The sequence below is a fragment of the Phaeodactylibacter sp. genome (genome assembly GCF_022763345.1).
Taxonomy (GTDB): Bacteria; Bacteroidota; Bacteroidia; order Chitinophagales; family Saprospiraceae; genus Phaeodactylibacter.
On record NZ_JALEGS010000007.1, the window covers coordinates 1 to 21,228 of the forward strand.

Sequence of the window (21,228 nt, forward strand, 5' to 3'; positions counted from 1 at the left end):
GTAGCCCGTACGGGATTCGAACCCGTGCTACCAGGATGAAAACCTGGCGTCCTAACCCCTAGACGAACGGGCCATACTCTCAATGCGGGATGCAAAAGTAATATTTGCACTTAAAACTGGAAACGTTTGCCAACTTCTTTTTGTAAAAAAGCCGTAAAACGAGTTCTAATTTCAAGTCTGCCCGGCACCTTTTTGCCAGAGCGATGCAAAGATAATGGCTTTCACGAATTTCCAAAAGCATCCATGAAAAAATATCAAAGAATCCTTTTTAGGGATACCCGGTTCGCTGTAAAAACCATGCTCATGAACTACGGCAACACAAATTTGGTTCAACGCCACAGAGAAAAAAGCGTAAAAACAACCATAATCTGGTAATTATTGTTATTTTTACACTAAGTCAGTTTCAATCGGTCTGCTATGCGAAATATCATTGCCAACCGCTTGCAAAACCCCCTAAATTTGTATAATCTGGGGGTGTACTGTTCAAAAGCGAATTTTATACTTTTGAACCCTTAACGGAGCAATACCTCCGTCCCGGACCAAATCATTAACATCATTAAATCGCGAAAAAACCATGGCAAAAAAAGTTGCTATCAATGGCTTCGGCCGTATCGGACGTCTGACGTTCCGCAACCTCCTCCAAAAAGAAGGCATCGAAGTTGTTGCCATTAACGACTTGACAGACAATCAGACCCTCGCCCACCTGCTCAAGTACGACTCTGCCCAGGGTCCTTTTGAAGGCACTGTAGAAGCCAATGACGATGGATTCATCGTGAACGGAAAAAATATCCATTCCTATGCCATCCGCAACCCGGAGGAACTGCCTTGGGCAGACTTGGGTGTTGATCTTGTGCTGGAGTGTACAGGCATCTTCCGTTCCAAAGAGAAAGCTGGTTTGCACCTCAAAGCAGGCGCCAAGGACGTTGTTATCTCCGCACCTGCTAAAGGAGGCGATGTACAGACAATCGTGCTCGGTGTCAATGACGATGAGCTTGACCGCCGTGCAAATGTATTCTCTAATGCATCCTGCACCACCAACTGCCTGGCTCCCGTTGCCAAGATCATCCACGAAAACTGGGGCATTCAGGTAGGTTCTATGACCACTACCCACGCTTACACTGCCGATCAGAATATTCAGGATGCGCCACATAGTGACCTGCGCCGCGCCCGGGCTGCTGCCTTCAATATCGTGCCTACGAGCACAGGAGCCGCTTCAGCTACAGGTAAAGTGATCCCTGAACTGAAGGGCAAACTTTCGGCAATCGCCCTGCGTGTTCCGGTCATCACCGGCTCTATGGTCGAGCTCAATGTGATGCTGGATAAGGAAGTTACTGCCGAAGAGGTGAATGCCAAATTCAAGGAAATGGCAGAGGGCAAATTGAAAGGTGTCCTACAGTACAGCACCGATCCGCTTGTGTCCAGCGATATCGTGCGCAATCCACACTCCTCTATCTTCGATAGCTTAATGACGGACGTCAACGGCAAACTGCTAAAGGTAGTAAGCTGGTACGATAATGAGGCTGGCTACTCTGCACGCCTTGCTGACCTTACGGATATGATTCTGAACAAGTAAGCATCAGCAGATCAAAAGATCAGGACCGGAGCCTTTGCTCCGGTCTCTTTGTTTTATAGCCTAAATTCCAACTCTATGCAACTCGAATTCAAAGGCAAAAAGGCACTGGTAAGGGTCGACTTCAATGTGCCGCTCGATAAAGACTATAACATCACGGATGATACACGTATGCGGGCCGCCCTGCCTACCATCAGTCAAATACTGAAGGACGGCGGCGCTGCAATTCTGATGTCTCACCTGGGCCGCCCAATGAAAAAGCTTAAGGAAGATGGCAGTATCGACCGGGAGAAGTTCACCCTGAACCATATTACCAGTCATTTGGCTGAACTGACCGGTGCTAAGGTCCACTTCTGCGACGAAACCATTGGCGACAAAGCCACAAAAATGGCAGCCGAACTGCCTATGGGCGAAATCCTGGTATTGGAGAATACCCGCTTCAATGAGGGCGAGAAAAAGGGAGATGAGGCTTTCGCCAAAAGCCTTTCTGAACTGGCAGACCTCTACGTTAATGATGCCTTCGGAACGGCACACCGCGCCCACGCTTCCACCACCACCGTGGCACAATACTTTGATAAAGGGGCCAAGTCATTCGGCTACCTGATGCAGGCGGAGATCAAAAACGCCAACAAAGTGCTCAACAGCCCTGAACGCCCGCTCACAGCGATCATTGGTGGTGCTAAGGTTTCCGATAAGATCCTACTTCTGGAACGCCTGATCGACTTTGTCGACAACCTGATCATTGGTGGCGGCATGGCGTACACTTTCGTGAAAGCACAGGGCGGCAAGGTCGGCAACTCCCTGGTGGAGGAAGACCGCCTTCAACTTGCCCTTGAACTTATTGAGAAAGCCAAATCTAATGACGTCACTATCCACTTGCCAGCAGACAGCATTATTGCCGATAATTTCGCAAATGATGCTGCACACAGAGCAGCCGCAAGTAATGAAATCCCTGACGGATGGATGGGGCTTGATGTCGGCCCGGACGCGCGCACCAAATTTGAGGAGGCGATTGCCAACTCCAGGACCTTACTTTGGAATGGCCCCATGGGCGTATTTGAAATGCCCAACTTTGCCAACGGTACCAAAGCCATTGCTGAGGCCGTAGCCAAAGCCACTCAAAACGGTGCGTTCTCCCTGGTTGGTGGCGGAGATTCCGTTGCAGCGGTCAACCAAATGGGGCTTGCAGACAAAGTTAGCTACGTTTCCACCGGTGGCGGCGCCATGCTCGAATTCCTTGAAGGCAAGGAACTCCCCGGCATTAAAGCCATGAACGCCTAAAACTTTGAATTTTGGGGGAGTCCTGACAGCAACATCAAATGCAGGTAGCTATTTTTCACTAAACCCCGTATTTTGCTTCAGCACTCCCCCACTCTTTTCTGCTCTTTTTCTAAAAATCGCTTACCTTAGCACGAGCAACTACACTTCCCTTTCCTTCTCGCCCGAATTCTGTTAAAATTGTCCTAAACTGTGCTGCTGTATTATGGATCGAGGCATCTTTAAGCCTCATCTGTAATATAGATTGCGGGTTATTACCCTCATCTTAGAGGTCGCGATGATCCTTTTTTACCATTTTTGCTACTGAAAAATCCCCTCAGTATGGAGCGTATCGTTTTGCTTGTTCTGTTTGTGCTATCTGGCTTATGGTTGCCAGCTCAGGTTACCGTTGAACTGACCGTAACTGACGCCACAGTGACCACCACCTGTGACGATCTCTTCTCAGCCCCTGACCCTCTTTGGCAGGTAGAGGTAGAAGACCAGGGTATCGTTATTTACCCGGCTCAGGGTGCCTGCTACACGGCTTTGCCCAACGTGCAGTACGCTGAAGATTTCAGCTGCCCCGATGACCTCCCCGCAACCATAGAAGTCTGTTTTACAGTATTTGAAAATGACCCACTACTCCCAATTGGATGTTTTATAGACCGCTCGTGCGAAGAGCAAATCTGCGAAAATGTCACACTCCCCGGACTCGATGAAACACAAAATTTGACCCTGTCTCTTCCCAACGGTGGCGCCAGTGGCGGAACGTTGGAATACACTATATCTGTGACCGGGAATGGCAACTACAATGATCTGCCCTGCCAGGCCATCACACTGGGCACCCTACTGCGTGGTGATACACTTGGCGATGCCACCATCGGACAGTATGATAACCTCTGCGCCAATAACCAAAATGAACCTAACCCTGCAGACGACGGAGGCTTCACCAATTCCAACGGCGTATGGTTCGAGTTCACCACCGGGCCTGATATCGGAAGCGTAGCCTGGATTGAAGCCCTGGGCGACCCGGAAAACACCGGAGATGCCTTTGATGTGGAAGTAGCCCTTTACCGCTCTGATAACGATACCTGTACCGGCAACCTCGAACTGGTCAGCTGGTCTGCCCCCACCAACAATCGGGATGTCTACATGCGGGTCAGCTGCCCGGAGCCGGATACCCGATACTATATTTTAGTAGACGGTGCTTTCACAGACCCCGGAGACGAAGAAGGTGTTTTCGGCCTTCGGCTAATCAGTACAGATGTCGATGATGCACCTAACGAGCGATGCGATGCTCTTCACCTGGGCGCTGTCCCGCCCGGAGATACCATCGGTACGAATACCCTCTACGGCAACTACTGCGCCGACAGCAATAACGACCCCTTCAGCCCGAATTTTGTCGTGCAAACTTCCGTTTGGTTCTCCTTTGAAGCACCGCCATCCGGCAACGTCTGGATTGAGGCCAATTCTGACCGGCTGGTTGACTCCATTGGTATTCAGCTCAGCCTTTACCGGGCTTTTTCCACCTGTAGTGGGTTCTTCCAGCACCTCGAAAGTTCTTACGATCCCAGCGACGAAGACGAAGCCCTGAACTTCAGCTGCCTGGTGGGCGGTGCTACCTATTACATACTGATTGATGGGGATGGTTCGAATGCAACCGGTATGTTCTCCCTCGATATTTATGATGCCGGCGACATTACCCCGGTAACGCAGATTGACACGACCATCTGTGCCGGTGATAGTTTTGAGGTCGGCAGCTCGTCCTATACGGAGACCGGCTCCTATGCGGATACCATTATCCTGTTCCTTGGCTGCGACAGCATCATCAATACGAACCTCACAGTCCTGGAGCCCATTTCAGTCAATGTTGAGCAAATACAACCGGCTATTGGCGAAGGCAACGCCAATGGGCAGGCCTTAGCTACCCCCACCGGAGGTAATGGCGGATACACCATTGAATGGTGCGACGGCACGACAGGTCCTTCCAATAACAATCTGGTGGGCGGTGCAGCATGCTGCGTGACCGTTACTGATGACTTTGGGTGCGTGGGCGATACCTGCTTTACGATGGATTTCCTGACCGGCATCGTACCAATGGCACAGGCCGATTCAGTAGCTTGTAATGGCGGGAATACCGGCAGTATCGAATTTTCCGCCATGGGGGGCATCCCACCCTATGATTACAGCTGGGAAAAGACCGACCTCAGCCTCTCCGGCACCGGTGTACTCAACGAAGACAACGAGATCGCCAGCCTCCCCAATTTGACCGCTGGCACTTATGGAATCACGATTGCGGACAACTTTTTCGATACCGCTTTCACCATGATTGTGGAAGAACCCAGTGCCCTTGAGCTCACTATCCTGAGCCAAAGCAGTACCAGTTGCTTCGGTTTTTGTGATGGTGCCATTAGTGTAGAAGCATCAGGGGGAACACCACCGTACACCTTCAGCTGGGCCAACGGAGCGGATACGATAGCACTAACCGACCTCTGTGCCGGTGTTTACGCCTTACTCCTCACTGATGCCAATGGATGCGAGCTCCCAGTAGCGTACGAAATCGAGCAACCTGAAGAGTTTATCGCCACCATCGCGGTAGAGCAGGAAGTTTCCTGTTTTGGAGGTAGCGACGGGCAGTTGTCTGTCAGTACCAATGGCCAACCCACAGACTTCAACTGGAGTACCGGCAGCACAACAGATACCCTGGACAACCGGCCCACAGGCCTTTATTCCGTGACGGTGACGAATACCGATGGGTGCCAGGATACCACGGAAGCCCTACTCCCCCAACCAAATGCTCCCCTGGAAGCCGCCATCGCCCTTTCTGAGCCCGTCACTTGTTTCGGGTTTTCAGATGGCGCACTGGAAGCCGTTCCTATTGGTCCGGGCGAGACCTTCACCTACGCCTGGTCCAACGGTAACACTCAGCCCAATAACAGAGGGCTGACTGCCGGCCCCTACAGCCTGACACTGACCAATGAGCGCGGCTGCCTCGACAGCGTATCTTTTGAATTGCCACAGCCCGCTGCACTCGATTTCGAAGCTTCCGCTACCGATATCACCTGTATAAGCGGTGAAAACGGCGGGCAACTACGGATTGATACCGTAACTGGCGGCACATCCCCCTTCGAGTACTCCCTTGATGGTGTGGTATTCGGCAATAGCCCAGTGTTTTCGAGCCTGTTCGCCGGTAGTTACAGTTTGATTGTACGTGACTCCTTTGGGTGCGAAACAGAACAAATACAAACTGTAGCGCCTGCACCTGTATTAACAGCCAACGCCGGGCAGGACCGTACCATTAACCTCGGTGATACCATTCTGCTCAGTGCCATCACCTCTGCTGACGCACCAGTCTTTACCTGGATTGCATCAGACAGCAGTCAGCTGCGGTTCACCGGGCAATCGATTAATGTCAGCCCGCAGCGAACGACCACCTATATCCTGCAGGTTTTTGACTCCCTGAGCCTATGTACCGAACAGGACATCATCAATGTGAAGGTGGAGCGGGTCAGACGGGTGTACATCCCCACCGCCTTTAGCCCGAATGGGGACGGCAGAAATGATGAGTTCTTCATCCACGGAGACAAAGCGCTTGTCAACATCCCGGTCATGCGGATCTTTAGCCGTACGGGCAGCCTGGTCTTCGAGCGGGAGGATATCATGCCCAATAATAATATGATGGGCTGGGATGGCAGATTCAGAGGCGAAGAGCTCAACCCTGGTATCTTCGTTTACTATGCCGAAATCACCTTTGCCGATGGAGCAACGGAAGTCTTCACAGGCGATGTAATGCTGATGAGATAAATAATCGGCTTCGCTGAAAGTAACGATAGAGAATATACCATCGCAGCACAAAATTTTGCCATCCAAACCGCGTTATGTATTGTTATATTTGCCGGAATAAATAACAAAAATCCCAATACGAAGCGATGAGAATCTGGATTGCCCTGTTGTCTGCTTTATTCTTACTGCCAATGGCTGAGCTTGATGCGCAACGCATTGACCGCTATCAGCGCCGCCTTGAGGAAGCACGCCGGGAAAGCTGGCCGCCTGAGCGCAGCTATTCCCGGATTAGCCTCGGATATGCCCTGCAACGCATTTTCAAAAAGCACTGCGAGTATTGCGGCTTCACTACGCCCGAAAACAGCCGCCGGGATTATGTGCCACAGGACATCAGTAAGTTCCTCGGCCGGCGCACCTTGCGTACCGATGTGGAAACGGCAGACATCCGGGGCGGTGGGCTGCTCTACTATATTTTCCAGAAGGAGGATATTGAGCGTTCGTTTGAGGAGGTGGACTTCAGCCCCAACCGCGTGTTCACCCTCAGCAGTATGGAAAATCAATTCGTCGTTAACCCGGATGAAAACTTCGACTCCTATTTTATGCACAAAACCTGTAGCGGTTACCTGCGCGCGGCACTTGAAGCTGGTGTGAACCCTCCATACGCCGCTTTTCAGGCTGCACTCGACACAGACCATCAGCGAGAATCTTCTGTTGTAGCCTTATCGGGATCCTTCGTATCGCCTATGCGGTTTGTGCTCGAAGCCAACGACTACCGCACCACCGAAGCCATGCTCAAGTTATGGCGTTTTTACCAGGAAAATCCGGAGTTTATTGGGAATGCCTACTACCTGCGGGAGTTTGAGGGGGTCATGCTCAAGCACCTGACCTCAGCAGAAGAAAACTACCGTATAGAAATGGAAGGCGGGCTCAATCTCACCGGGCCGCTGCCCGCTCGGCTAAGCACAAGCCTGGGTTTTGGCAAGCTTGGCAGTGCCACTTTCTCCGGTACGGATTGGGAAACTATTATCTACACAGAGTTCGACTACATTCGTGACAAGTGGAAAATGTTTAGCCCACTGCCCTCCCCTGAAGACATTCAGGCTTATCTGCAGAGCATCAACCCGGTCTTCCAAAGCGCGCAGGATCTACCCCTCATGATCGAAGGTATTGAGCACAAACACTTCCTCATTGTAGAGGGGATACCGGAATACATGACCCGCAACTTCTGGACCATTGAGCAGGTACAGTCCGGGCTTTACGACGGGCAGCCTACGATTAATGCAGAGCCTTACTTTGATACCGAGGGGCAAGTGGGTGGCTGCCGGTTTACGATCACCGGCCGGCCGCTATCGGCTAACTTCGCCGGGCCTATTGATCACCGGCCAAGCAAACTGAATGCCAGCTACCGTATACGCAGCAAAGAGCCTGTTGGAGGCAAATATTTATACTTTGATATCAATGAAGAGATTCAGACCAGTTCCCATCCTATCGCCAACGTAGCGGACGGCCGCTTCGACCTGACGAAAAAGGATGGCTGGGAGTTCGCCTTCCAATGGAAGTTTGCCATTGACATTGAAGATCACTACAATCCGGTCAACTTCGATGCCACGCCCTACATCGGCAATCTCGTCGTGCGCCGTAGTGATAAAACGCTGAATGTGCGTATTGTAGACGTAGAGCCCGATGCGAGCCGAAAGCGCTTCTTTGTGACCTTGGAGACGCAAAGCACCTACCCGCTCGAACGCATCGACAACTCCGCCATGCAGAATTACAACCTAGCCCTGGACATTCAACTGGAAAGTGCCCGCACTGCCGTTACGAGTGTCCGCCCCATCAAAGGTATCCTACGCTTCCCAGCACTGCGGGAAATTCTGCCCCCGGAACCGGAAACAGTAGAAGCCACGCAACCGGAAAACAAAGCATCAGAGATGGCTACCGGTAAGGACACCGTTGTCCCAATCAAAAGTAATGAGATCAACCAGGCCCAATCCGGTCTTCCCGTACCTGACAAGCAGGAGGCAGGCAGCGGGCAGCAGTTGGAGAAGTTCAAACCGGACGAACAGTAAGCCTAGATTCGGATGCGGAGCCCCATGTACAACCGACGCGGCTCTGCGGGAATAATCCCCGGGCCAGGGTAACCTGTAGCCCGGCGGGTAAAGTAGCGGGTATCAGCCAGGTTATTGATGCCCGCCTGTATCCGATAGCGCTTCCAGGTGTAACTTGCAGATAAATCCATCACCGTATAGGTTGGAATGATGCCCCGGGTGGCATTAGCGACAACCTCTGCGTTGGTCGCATCCGAATAATGCGCACGTACATGGGACAGCAGATAGCTGCCGGAAAATCCACCCCGGCGAACGGTTATGCCTGTCTTAAGGCTCACCGGTGGGATAAGCTCTACATCGTTGCCCACAAACTGCCGCTGACCACTGATGTAAGTCCCCTGCAAGTAGCTAAAATTGACAAAGGCGAGTATGGACCATGGGCTTTCCTGATCCACGAAAAGCTTCCAGAGGTCTGCCTCGGCGAAGGACTCCAACCCGAGGATTCGGGCATCTCCGATATTGGTCCGAAAGGCTACAAGGCGTTCAATCACAATGGGGTCCGGCACAGTGATTTCTGCCAGCCCAATACGGTCGTTATAACGCAGATAGAAAGCGGATACATCAAAGCGCAACCGACCGTCAAGGGCATCTCCGCGCACACCAATATCCGCATTGTAGCCCCGCTCATCGGTCAGCAGGGAGTCAATGATGAGGTTAGGATTTACCACAGCCAGGTCACTGAAGTTGATCGCCCGGTAGTTTTGGGAGTAATTGGCATATAGCTCTATTCCTGGCCTGAGCTGATAGCCTATGCCCAGTCCTAACAGCGCCAATGAACGCTCATTCACCCGTGCATCTTCCAGCCGGCGCTCGAAGATCACTTCCCCACCGGAGAAAACCCGCTCTTTGTAATACCCATCTGAAGACGTACGGATGTACTCAAAGCGTGCGCCCGGCGTAATACTCAGCCGGGGCGTAATATTGAAAAGGTTCTCTGCGAAAACCGAGACATTGCGGCTGGGAAACTCATAATTGGACTGCTCCAGGTCTTCGGGATTAAGAAACCGGAAATCAGGGCCGGCAGTTTCTGAAGCATCACCCTGCCGGTTTTCAGTAAAGCCGCGGTATAGCCGAATACCCAGCAAAAAGGTGCTTAGCTGCTGATTGGTTTTGTACTGATGCAGAAGCCGAGCCTCGGAACCCACATTCTGATACTGTCCGGAAATCAGATCCCGCTCGCGGAGCGGATCCGGCCGGTTGATGGGGCCAAGCTCGCCAAGGGCGTCCCGTTGTGCCATGAGGAGAAAGTTGCGCCAGTTGATACGGGTCCGGCTGGAAAGACGGTAATCCAGGGTAAATGCTGCCAGGTTCCAGTCTACCTTAAACCAGTTGCGGGCACGTTTGGACTGCTGTGGGTCTTGCTGAAATTCGAAGTCTGCCAGTCCCCCGGGCTGCTGTGCCAGGTAGTTCATATGCGTGAACTCCAATCCCAGCTCAAGCCGTTTAGCCGGCTTCCACTGCAGCCGGCCAAAAGCCGTATGTTGCTCATAGCCGGAATTGGGGCGCCAGCCATCGCCCTGCTTGTATTGGTAAAAAGCATAGTAGTTCAGATTGCCAGCAGTGCCGCCCACGCTGTTGAACGTATTGAATTGCCCAAATGAGCCGTAGGTGTTTTCGGTAGTGAACTCAAAAGGCTTATCCCGGGGCCCTTCTTTGAAAACGAAATTAAGCAACCCGCCAAACTGCGTGCCATATTGCAAAGAAGCCGCCCCGCGCACCACTTCAATTCGCTGCAGGGCCTGTGCCGGTGGTGTATAGTAACTTTCCGGATAGCCCAGCGCATCGGCGCTGATATCGTACCCGTTTTGGCGAGTATTGAAATTGGAGGTCCGGTTGGGGTCCAGCCCCCGGGCACCGATGGCCAGTTGAAGGCCAGCGCCATCGTTTTCCCAGATATTGAGCCCCGGTACGCCTTTGTAGATTTCCCGGGCGTTGTTGGCAGCCATATTGCCCATGGCTTTCTCCAGTTCTATGAGTTCACTTTTTTTTGCCGCATAAATGGCGGCCCCCTCCACGTTTCTTAGTCGGGACATGCTGTAGGCACCCCGTGACGCATGCACTTCCACCGATTCCATATCAATGCTCAGGCCCTCCAGCGCCAGTTCAAGCTCCGCCACCGGTTGCTCGGGGCTGAGGGTGACTTCCCGGACTATCGTGGTGAAGCCCGGCATGAAAACGGTCAGGCTGTATGGGCCGGGAACTTCTGCTTCCAGCTCGAAAGTGCCATCCGGGTGGGTTTCCGCAACTGCACCCGTTTCCGCCAGAAAAAGCGTGGCTCCGCCGACCGGCTGTGCCTTGGCTTTCGCCACCACAACACCCGTAATGCCGTACTGCTGACCAAGCAGTAATAGCGGAAAAAGGACAATAGAAACAGTATGCAGTATTCGTAGCATGACAACACGCTTTATCGCTGAGTAATGATTTCGTTTTGCCTGAAGGGCAAAATCCAGGGTTTAGGCATCAGATGGTCCCTTTCAGCTGCCAGGTTGACATTGGGGTCAATCAGGCGTTGGCTTGCCCGTCCGTTTAGGGCCACAAAGCAGTTGACGGTGACTTCCGGGTTGGTAATGCCGTAATCCCGTTGGTACGCCCCTGCCAAATGATGAGCGTACTGCAGGATCAGGTCCGGCTGTATAGCCATCTGCTTTTCCTGATAGGCCGTCAGGTAATCGGCGTTATTGACTTCAGACTGTCGCCCGGTCTGCGGATCACGGACGGTAAAAGTGGCCTGCCCTACCTTTTCCACCAGCATGACCCGCCAGGCAAAACGATAGCCCTCCTCCGTCCACAGGACATTGCCCGGGTAACAGAGGTACCGCAACGGCAGCAGGAATTGAATGGCGAAGTAAACGAGAAGCCCAGTGCGGAACAATGATATTTGTACTTTCGGAATATTCATTTTTTTGCCAATAGCTCCACTGCCGTAGCCCAGTTTGTCCAGCCAGCGCTCGTGTGCTGACGCCGGGAAAAAGATGAGCGTATTAAAGATCATGATGAACGGGAAAAGCCCGATATTAAAAAGTAATTTAGTGAGCACATGAAAGACAACCACAGCGGCATAGGCCCAGGGACGGGTGCGTCGGCCCAATAAGAAGAATGGGATGGTAAGGTCAAAGAACGCCCCCGCCCAACTGAACACATAGGCCGCCCAGGGCTGCGCAAAAAAGGCACCCACCACGGGCCAGTCTGCCTTTGTCGGTAACCAAACCGCCAATGGCATCGCCCGAAACAACCAGTCCGTATTCAATTTGGCAAAGCCTGCGTAAAAATAAACGATACCGACTTGCAGCATGATCACATAAATACACCAGGCTGGCACGGTCTCCACTCTTAACGCGGGTTTGCGCCATACATCAAGGGAAAAACGGCGATGAGCCGGCAAAAAGATCAGCAGCAACCCCAACAGCACAACAAGGTAATAATGATTGAGGTAGTTGGTCACGTCGGTCAGCTCGGTGTAGGTAAAACTCAGCCAGAAGACCAGTGCTGACCAGCGGTAAAACAAGCCCACCATAATACCTAGCGCACTTAGTCCAACGACACCGTATACCCAATACATGCCCGCTACACTGAGCGGTTCCACCCATTCAAAGCCGTAAAACTTGAAAAAGAAATCTGGCTTTCCGTACAGGCGCTCGATCCACCCGCTCGCCATAAACCGGAAAGCCCCGGTTGCCATCAATCCGCCAAAAAGGATACGGAAAGTGACAAGCGGGGCAATGCGCCGGGGCGCAGAAAGCCAATCTCGATATTGTTTAGTCGGAATCACTTGGATTGTCGATATAGGTGATAGCCACACATAAAACCGAGGGCATGTCGGTCTTTATGTTCACAATTTGTTTCGTAATCTCGTTGTAGGCGGTAACGGCCAGGTCATTATTGTCATCCACTGCGGTTCGTAAGGGTGCAGGCACCGCTTCAAGGGCCGCTTTTGCCGCTTCAAACTGCTGCTGAATGCGGGCATTAAGGCTTTCGCCCTCCTTAGTGGCGTTGACCGCTTCGAGGTAGTCATCCAGGCCCGGGCCATTCTGACCATCCTGCCCGATGCCGAGGTAGAAACGTTCGGCAGCAAGCAGGGCTCGTTGGGCCAGTGCCAGTGACAGCCCGGAGTAAGGTGCCTCCACCTTATCCGGATTGGTAAAGCCGAGGGTAACCACACCCGCCGGAATGCCGATTTTGTCCCGCTTGATCATCTCATAATGCTCATTCAGCCCATTGATAATCTGACTGAGGGACGCACCGGCGGCAGTACCTTCATTGACCACGAACTGATCGCGATACTCGTTTTTCCAGGCATCATTGACCGTCTTGGCAACATCCGCAATAAATGCCGTTTGCTCCGTTAGAAAAGTGGCATACTTGGTCTCCGAAAATTGCGCGGATACAGCCTCCTCACTCCCATCTCCTAATCCATAGAGCAGATAGTCCAGGGCGGGAAACCCCTTATCAAAGGTGTTGGGATTGGTGAAGTCGTAGTCTTCCTCGTCAATTTTAGATTCCAAAGCGGATGCATTGAGCGGGAAGTTATTGAGTGTGGCACGCAGGGCTACCGCTTCCGCAGGACCAAACTCGAACTGCGCGACCTCCTGCCAACTCAGATAAGCCGTTTCAAAGGCTGCCCGGGCGTCCGCCAGGGTTTGAGGGGAAGGGGCTTCCGCAAAATCGAAAGCAGCAGCATGTAGGTTGTTTGCATTTAGCTGCAAGGCTGTATAACCCGGCAGTATTATTTCATCCACAGTATGGGCAAACAGAGCCTGCTGATCAAAATCACTTTCACAGGGCCGCTGTGCACCGCCCATATCGTCCTCGCAACCCGCAAACAAAAGAAGGGCAGCAAGGCCGGCAAAACAAAAAATTGGCTTTAGCAATTGCATAAAATTTAGTGGGTTGGTTGGTATTGGCCTGGCCCATTTCATGGGCGCAGGCCTAAAAACTATGAGATAAATTCCGGCGGAATCCCTAGAAACTGTCCTTGGATTCCATAAGCCCCAGCGCTTCTGCCAGTTTGGTCTTAGCAGCATTTAGGCGTTCCGGAGTGGTATTGTACAAGTCCATTTCCATGAAATCGCTGCTGCCGGCGATGTCTTCGAGCACTGCTGCAACCTCCGCGTTACTCATACGCTTTTCCGGGCTGAACTGAATGGCGTAGGTAAAGGCAATGGCTTCAGACAGGGCGTGTGCACGAATCGCCATATCATCAAAACTTCCGATGGCCGTGTTCAGGTAGCTGATCGCAGTCGCCCCGGTGATGGTTTCCCAGGTCTGACGGATTTCTGCAATGGCTTCATCACGGGCGGTAAGGTCGTCATTGCTGATGCCAGCCCGACCTTTGATAAAAGCATCCATCATTTGCTGATTGCAACTCAGGATGGGGTCGCGGCGGTCAGAATACACACCCCAGAAAGCGATATTATCTTTATTGAGTGGGAAGTTTGTGGGCACACCGTAGTAGCCAAAAGCTTCATCCCAGTGGTGCTCCATATCGGTGCCTTCGCCGGGGGTTATAGTTTCATTATCAACGTTCATACGGTCATCGCCAAAGTAGACGGTCAGTGCCTGATAGTAGAAGCAGGCGCCCATGAGGCCTTTCTCAATCAACTGGGCAAATTCCACGCCTTTTTCATTCAGCAGGTATTGCTTGGCACCATCCAGACTGACCACCACACCGGCAACGCCTTCTTCACCAGGCACTGTTGACTGGCTGTGCTGGGCGATGGCCTCCATCAGGGTTTCAAACCGGGCTTGCTCTTGTTCGAAGGTTTTGCTTTTCAGCTGTTTGGAGGCATCGTATTCCAAAGCCCAATTGGCTGCGGCTGCATCGTTAGCGTACATGGCTTTCAGACGACCTGCATCGAGTACAGTACCGGGCGTATTGGCAGAACCCAGGTAGCTTTTCATTTCCAGGAGCATTTGCAGGCGCTGTACCTGTCCATCGTAGCTTACATTCTCAAAGCTGTAGGTATCGGGCACGGTATAACTGTTATCCTCTTCGGAATCACAGCTCCAGAACAGTACACTTATAGCCAGGGTAAGGCTTAGTAATTTGTAGTTTGGCATCCGTTTTTATTTAAGTGGATTAAATCTAAATAAATACAGATGCAAAAGTAAATGGTGATATTCGGGCTCACAATACCCAAATTAAGGCACCGCGCTTCAAAAACTACCTAGCGTTAGGTACTTTGTGTAAGCTAAACGTTAATTTTTGACCTAGTGCATTACCACCTGACTACTCACTTTGCGTAAAGCCTGTCCGTTGTCGAAGGTGCCATCCAGTACCAGAGCATAATGACCGGCCGGCCAACCTGAGACATCAACAGCAGCCTGATGCTTTCCTTCAGAGTATTGCCCGGACAGCAGGGTGGTCATCAGTTGCCCCTGACTATTGTATACCCGCAGGGTTACCTGAGCTGCACCGCCTAATTCGAAGGGAACAGTTAGCTCCGCACCAGCAGGATTTGGAAAAGCCGGCAACAATCGGGAACGACTAGCCATTGGGGATTCAGTACTTACAATCTCTCGAAGATCAGTTTCGTAAACGCCTAATCCATGAGTGGCTACGCGAAGTTTGCGCCCTGCCCCGATACTTAAGTGCATAGCCATAACGGCATCCGCAATGCCATCTGAGTACCATTCCCAGCTCTGCCCGTAATCAAAGGAAGCGTAAACGCCCAGATCATTACCTACATACAAGTCAGAGGGCTGTTCGGGATCAACTAGGATAGAATTAGCGGGAACATCTGGTAGGCCTGCGCTGATCACTGACCAGTTGAGGCCTCCATCTTCAGATTTGAAGGCATGATCCGTACCAAAGCCGGAGCAAACTGCATACACGGTGCCCGGAGTCGAAGCGTCGAAAGTGATCTCCATAAAAACCCGGTCTGGCAAACCGTTAACAGGGCTCCAGGAAGCCCCACCGTCCGAACTGCGCAGTACTTTTGCGGTACCGCCCAGCAATGGAGCCGTTGCTACCAGCAGTATATTCTGATCATAGGGTGAAGCAGCAATGGTTAAGATTGGATTTGCGGTTTCGCTGTCGACTGGCTCGCTGGAGGTGGCTGCCCAATTTAATCCATAGTTATTGCTTCTGTGCAAGCGCTGGGCTCCGGCATAAATAGTTGCCGGATTTTGAGGAGCAAGGATAAAAGGGCCATTAAAGTTTGTCATTTCGTCACTAAGGCTGCTGATAGGCAATGGCGTGAAACTCAGCCCGCCATCAAGGCTCTGCCGAATATTCAGCCGTTGGGCAGAGCCATATACTCGACTGTTGTTTTCCTGATCAATAGCGGTGCACATCCCATCGCCACCGATTACGCGATACCAGGAGTCATCCCCAAGATAAACGGCTGTTGCATTATCCTGTAGGCCACCAATCGCCAGATTAGGGTTAGTCAGGCTACTGGAAAACTTAGCATAAAACTGCTGGGTCTGATAACCTCCATTTCGCCCTGACCAGGACTCGCCATTGTCTTCAGATACAAAAACACCGCCATCTGTAGCCACGAAGACCGTGTTGTTGTCAAAAGGGGAATAGTAAGCGGCATGAATATCAGCATGCACGTAGTCGAAGGGCCCTTCCGGGCCACCCACCGGTGTCTGTCCAAAGAACCAATTGAACCAAAAGGCTTTCTGAGCAACCGTTGCGCCACCGTCAACGGATTTGAACAAGTCTACGCCGGTGTAAATAATAGTATTCGGATTGTCAGGCTTAACCGCCACATCATGAGAATACCAGCCCTGGAAGCGGGCTATATCGTCGGTATTGATTAGGTCCCAGTTATTTCCACCATCCTCAGATTTATAAAGCCCACGGCTCTCGAAGGCATCCGCAAGAGAGATGTAGATAACATCCGGATTAGAAGGGCTGATGCTCAACATCGCCTTTCCGGAATAGTCGGTAGGCAAGCCAGGTACAGGCTGAAAGCTTGCGCCCCCATCGGCAGAGCGAAAGATACCAGCCTGAGGGCTTTCATATCCGCCATAGGTCGCGAACAGTACTGAGGTATCGGTCGGATGTAAGTTCAGGTCCATACCCATGGGGAAGTCATGCACCAGGCTCCAGGTTTGCCCAGCATCCAGGGAGCGGTAAGTACCTTCTGTGGTAGTTGCCCATACCGTGTTGGTGTTCTGCGGGTTGATGAGGACATCCCAAACGCCACGCATTTCTTCGTATGCCCAATCCAGGGATTTTTCCCAGGTCAGTCCGCCATCAGTCGTTTTCAGTATGCCCATGCCATATGAACCCCGGGTAAGCCGGTTGGAAACACCGGGCATAGCGACCGTGTAGTTGTACACCTCTCCGGTACCAATATACATTTCCTCCGGGTTATCCGGATTGATGGCAATGCTGCTGACCCCCAGTACCGGATGCCCCAGGGGTACACGTTCCCAAGCTTCCACACCAACACCAGCTGAGGTGGACTTCCAAAGCCCTCCACTGGCAGAACCGGCATAAAGAATGTTTGGATTGTTAGGATGGAAAGCCAGGCAGAGCGTTCGACCACCGAAATTCTTAGGCCCCATTGCCTCCCATTGAGCTGAATTGCCACGAAACTCCAGAAGAGTCTGTTGTGCTTCGTGGGCAATGGCCAGGTTGCGCATTTGAATTTTTCCATCAGGATAAGACCGGACCCTGCCCCATTCTTCCATAGCAAGGGCGGCACCACTTTCCTTTTCTTCGTAAGGCTCAGTCTGCTGTACACCAGTGCAGGCGCTCAGGGAAATGGAAAAAAGCAGTATCAGACGGAAAAAAGCAAGAAGATCACCCATTTTTGATCTCAAAATAAGGAAATCCTATCTGGCTTTAGGAGGCACAACAGTTAAAAACTGTACGGTAGGCGCTATTCAGCGGCCTTTTCAGCCCCGACAACCGGCCCATTTTCGATAAATTCTACCAGATTGTCGAGCGACCAGGCATTCTTAATATCAAAATCTCCAACTTTGGTCCTCCGAAGAGCGGTCAGGTAGGCGCCGCTTTGCAAAGCTATCCCAAAGTCATGAGCTAGCGAACGGATGTAGGTGCCTTTGCTGCAACTGACCTCGAAGCCGATCTCTGGTAACTCGACCCGAGTGATCTTAAAGCTAAAGATTTCTACATCACGAGGCTCCACCTCTATGACCTCTCCCTTCCGGGCTTTCTTGTAAAGGGGCTGTCCATCTACCTTTATTGCGCTGAACATAGGAGGCACCTGCTGTATTTTGCCCGTGAACTGCTGACGGGCTTGCTCGATAAGTTCGGGCGTAATATGTTCAGTAGGGAATCGCTCCTGTACTTCAGACTCTGCATCGTAGGAAGGCGTTGTCGCACCAACAAACATGGTACCTATATAGGACTTGGAAAGCCCTTGCAGATCGTTCAGCTTTTTGGTGAACTTACCTGTACAGAGCACAAGAAGACCTGTAGCCATAGGATCAAGGGTGCCTGAATGCCCAACTTTGATCTTCTTCACCTTCAGGCGATGCTTGATTTTGTAGCGGACTTTATTTACGACATCGAATGATGTCCAGCCTTGCGGCTTATCGACTAAAAGTGTTGCACCTGTTTTAAAGTCATACCTGGGAACCGGTTGGTCATCTCCCTCCATGTCCATCAAAGTGTTTTGTAAACAACAAACGGGTAGTATCATCAGGTACTACCCATAAAATAAGGCGGCTACAAGTCTTAAGAGGCCACCATGAAAATGGCAATTGCAGCAACGATAAAACAATATACAGAAAAATAGGTCAATTTACTACGCTTCACCAGACTGATCATCCAAAGGCAGGCTACTGCGCCAGTGATAAAGGCAGCCACGAAACCCACCGCCAGGGGCACAGCCTGGCCAGCCGACATCACCATTTCCCCGTCCAGAATATCTTTAGCCATTTTGCCCAGTATTAGGGGTACGACCATAAGGAATGAAAAGCGGGCCGATTTTTCCCGGTCAATGCCCAACAAGACAGAAGTTGAGATGGTAGCACCGGAGCGTGAAATCCCGGGCAGTATGGCGATAGCCTGAGCGATTCCGATAATCAGGGCATTACCGTAAGAAACACTTTTGTTCGTTCGCCGGGCCCGGTCTGCCAAGAATAATAGCAAACCGGTGATAATCAGCATAAACCCAACCAGCATAATGCGCTGTTCGAACAATTGCTCAATCTGCTCCTCAAAAACAAGCCCTACGAATGCGGCAGGAATCATGGAGAGAATGATTTTAAGGGAGAACTGCAGCTCTTCATTCCATTTGAACTGAAATAATCCCCGGAGGATTTCAGCAACATCCTTTCGGAAGATTAACAGGGTGGAAAGGGCGGTTGCGGCGTGTAAAGTTACAGTCATGAGCAAGCTCTCCTGTGCCATGCTGTCGTCGCCCAGAAAAAACTTAGCCAGTTCCAAATGTCCGCTGCTGCTGATAGGCAGAAACTCTGTTATTCCCTGAATAATCCCTAGCAGTGCAGAACGAAGGATTTCTTCCATGATTGTGCATAATTAAACTTCCTGCCCATAGGACAGGGAGCGTTGAAAAGCGGCTATTTCTTGAAAATCGCCCAAATTTCCATCCCCAGGCCCATCAAAATGACGATAGGGGCAAGCACCGTGCGCCGGGCGCTGTAAATGATGTCGTCCTCCCATACATCTGGAGAAGGCATATCGCCGCCTGCCATAAGAATAAGCCCGAGGAAAACCAGACCAAGCCCTCCTGCGATGAGGATGTAGTTGGACTTACCGAACGCCAGCTCCACCTGCGGTGACTCAACTTCCCGGGTACTGCGGCGGGAGCTCGTGGGTTTTACCACTTTTTTTGCTGTACTTTTCTTATCTGTGGTGACCACCACCTTTTTCTTTCCAGGTTTTTGCTTGCTCATGACTTCAATTTAGACTATTTATCATTTAGTAGAGGTCATCTACTCTCATTTTCAAATATTTGCGGACGACTAAGAATGTGCTGACCGTATTGATAGCCATCCCCATAGTTAACAGTAAACCAAACAACATAAACATCCCGGTCCAGTCTTGAATATCCCGTAACCCAGGTACATCCGCTTGAACATAGAGGTACAGGAGCAACAAAATCCCGGACGCCAGCCCACCGCTAAGCAGGCCATGAAGCATTGCACGCCTCAAGAATGGCCGGCTTATAAATTCCCATGTCGCTCCGACCAGTTCCATGTTTTTAATCAGGAACCGGTTAGCATACAGGGCCAGCCGGACAGTATTATGGATCAACAAGCCTGCAACACCAAGAAAAAGAAATAAGATAGCCAGTGCTGCGATACCAATCGTTTTGATATTATCTGCAATATCATTTACCAGGCTTTCCTGATAGTATACGTCAGTTATGCCTTCACGTTCAATCAGAGCGGTACGAATTCCCTTTAAACTATCCGGATGCATATAGGCAGCCTTCACGTTGAAGGTAATCACATCATACAAAGGATTAGGAAGGTCAAGCTTCAGGAAGTCGTCACCAAAGTCTTCCCGCATCAGTTCTGCCCCCTGTTCTTTGCTGATAAACTCAGCGGAGCCTTCACGGACAAAATCCATTTGGTCTACTTCCTGCAGGATTTGCCTGGACATATTATCGGTGTCTTCCCCCTGTAGTTCAATGATCAGATTAACTTTTTCTTTAAGTTCATTGACGATAAGCTGTGCATTAAAAAGCGTCAGAGCAAAGAAGCCCAGGGCGAACAGCACCAATGCTACGCTGATGATGGAGTGCCAGTAATTAGGACGGCTCCCTGAACGACGTGGGTCTTGCTGCTCGAGCATAGAAGGTTTTTGCAATGTGCGCCGTAAAAGAGGCTGCAAATTATAGGGTTCGGTTTGTCGAATACGCGCAAAATTAGAAAATATAAGCGAAACAGAACCCCTAAACCTCTACAAAGGCAGATGGGCCAGGCAACAAAGCGAATTTTGCTTTCGTTTTTCTAAAAAAGCGTACCATGAGAAACCTTGCCTTTGTCTTGTTAATATCGGGCTTGCCCGGCATTACTTTACTGGCGCAACCTATTTTCCTGAACAACGCATCTTTTGAAGACGGTGCTCAGGAGGCCACAGTGCCCAGTGGGTGGTTTGGATGCCAGTTAGGCTCAACGCCAGATATTCTTCCAGGGCAATGGGGCGTTTATCAACCGGCGGAGGATGGCGACACTTACGTAGGGCTAATTACCCGGGAGGACGGAACCTGGGAAAGCATTGGACAACGGCTATCCGCGCCGCTGAAGAAAAACGATTGTTATACGTTAACCCTTTTCCTTTCTCACTCCGATAATTACGAGACGTACAACGGCGATTTGCAGCTGCGTATCTATGGCGGTGCTACGAAATGTCAGCAAGCTCAGGTACTATTCGAATCTCCTGTAATCCGGCAAGCCCGCTGGGAAGAATACGAAATAGAGTTTTTCGTCAAACAGGATGTCCACTATCTCGTTTTTGAAGCCTATCACCCGCACCAGGGCCGGGCCTATCGGGGCAACATACTTATAGATGGTATTTCGCCTATTGAAAAATGTACACGAGCGATGCTCGATTAAGGT

At 51.2% G+C, this 21,228-nt stretch carries 14 protein-coding genes and 1 tRNA gene; 5 read left to right on the top strand and 10 right to left on the bottom strand.

The window, feature by feature from the left end:
* Position 1 precedes the first annotated feature (1 nt).
* Positions 2–73: transfer RNA gene (locus tag MRY86_RS01290), tRNA-Glu, on the bottom strand.
* A 501-nt stretch (positions 74–574) separates the two neighbouring features.
* Between MRY86_RS01290 and gap the strand changes: the two genes are divergently transcribed.
* The 4 genes from gap (at position 575) to MRY86_RS01310 (ending at position 8,676) form a co-directional block, all read left to right on the top strand.
* Entirely contained in the window at positions 575–1,573 is a 999-nt protein-coding gene (gene gap, locus MRY86_RS01295) for a type I glyceraldehyde-3-phosphate dehydrogenase (protein ID WP_293564027.1), read from the top strand.
* Positions 1,574–1,648: 75 nt separating this feature from the next.
* Complete coding sequence (locus MRY86_RS01300) at positions 1,649–2,851, top strand: phosphoglycerate kinase (RefSeq protein ID WP_293564026.1); 1,203 nt, start codon at positions 1,649–1,651, stop codon at positions 2,849–2,851.
* 318 nt (positions 2,852–3,169) lie between these two features.
* On the top strand, positions 3,170–6,631 hold the full coding sequence (locus tag MRY86_RS01305) for a gliding motility-associated C-terminal domain-containing protein (protein ID WP_293564025.1): 3,462 nt from the start codon (positions 3,170–3,172) through the stop codon (positions 6,629–6,631).
* A 125-nt stretch (positions 6,632–6,756) separates the two neighbouring features.
* On the top strand, positions 6,757–8,676 hold the full coding sequence (locus MRY86_RS01310) for a hypothetical protein (protein ID WP_293564024.1): 1,920 nt from the start codon (positions 6,757–6,759) through the stop codon (positions 8,674–8,676).
* A gap of 2 nt (positions 8,677–8,678) precedes the next feature.
* Here MRY86_RS01310 and MRY86_RS01315 read toward each other — a convergent pair whose 3' ends face one another.
* The 9 genes from MRY86_RS01315 to MRY86_RS01355 all read right to left on the bottom strand — a co-directional run bounded on the left by MRY86_RS01315 (position 8,679) and on the right by MRY86_RS01355 (position 20,461).
* On the bottom strand, positions 8,679–11,108 hold the full coding sequence (locus MRY86_RS01315; protein WP_293564023.1) for a TonB-dependent receptor: 2,430 nt from the start codon (positions 11,106–11,108) through the stop codon (positions 8,679–8,681).
* An 11-nt stretch (positions 11,109–11,119) separates the two neighbouring features.
* A complete protein-coding gene (locus MRY86_RS01320; protein ID WP_293564022.1) occupies positions 11,120–12,484 on the bottom strand; it encodes an HTTM domain-containing protein in 1,365 nt (454 codons plus the stop codon).
* A complete protein-coding gene (locus MRY86_RS01325) occupies positions 12,471–13,589 on the bottom strand; it encodes an imelysin family protein (RefSeq protein WP_293564021.1) in 1,119 nt (372 codons plus the stop codon). The genes MRY86_RS01320 and MRY86_RS01325 overlap by 14 nt, the downstream gene beginning before the upstream one ends.
* Before the next feature lie 85 nt (positions 13,590–13,674).
* Positions 13,675–14,772, bottom strand: coding sequence for a DUF4856 domain-containing protein (locus MRY86_RS01330; RefSeq protein WP_293564020.1), 1,098 nt, complete (start codon positions 14,770–14,772; stop codon positions 13,675–13,677).
* 150 nt (positions 14,773–14,922) lie between these two features.
* Positions 14,923–17,481, bottom strand: coding sequence for a T9SS type A sorting domain-containing protein (locus MRY86_RS01335; protein WP_293564019.1), 2,559 nt, complete (start codon positions 17,479–17,481; stop codon positions 14,923–14,925).
* A 71-nt stretch (positions 17,482–17,552) separates the two neighbouring features.
* Complete coding sequence (gene truB, locus MRY86_RS01340) at positions 17,553–18,296, bottom strand: tRNA pseudouridine(55) synthase TruB (RefSeq protein ID WP_363325372.1); 744 nt, start codon at positions 18,294–18,296, stop codon at positions 17,553–17,555.
* A 77-nt stretch (positions 18,297–18,373) separates the two neighbouring features.
* Positions 18,374–19,168 (bottom strand): undecaprenyl-diphosphate phosphatase, encoded by a 795-nt coding sequence (locus tag MRY86_RS01345; RefSeq protein ID WP_293564017.1) that lies wholly within the window; start codon positions 19,166–19,168, stop codon positions 18,374–18,376.
* Positions 19,169–19,221: 53 nt separating this feature from the next.
* Complete coding sequence (locus tag MRY86_RS01350; RefSeq protein ID WP_293564015.1) at positions 19,222–19,557, bottom strand: DUF3098 domain-containing protein; 336 nt, start codon at positions 19,555–19,557, stop codon at positions 19,222–19,224.
* Between the two features lie 25 nt (positions 19,558–19,582).
* Positions 19,583–20,461, bottom strand: coding sequence for an ABC transporter permease (locus MRY86_RS01355; RefSeq protein WP_293564014.1), 879 nt, complete (start codon positions 20,459–20,461; stop codon positions 19,583–19,585).
* 173 nt (positions 20,462–20,634) lie between these two features.
* On the opposite strand from MRY86_RS01355, the gene MRY86_RS01360 reads away from it, so the two are divergent.
* Positions 20,635–21,225 (top strand): hypothetical protein, encoded by a 591-nt coding sequence (locus MRY86_RS01360; RefSeq protein WP_293564013.1) that lies wholly within the window; start codon positions 20,635–20,637, stop codon positions 21,223–21,225.
* The last annotated feature ends 3 nt before the right edge of the window (positions 21,226–21,228 follow it).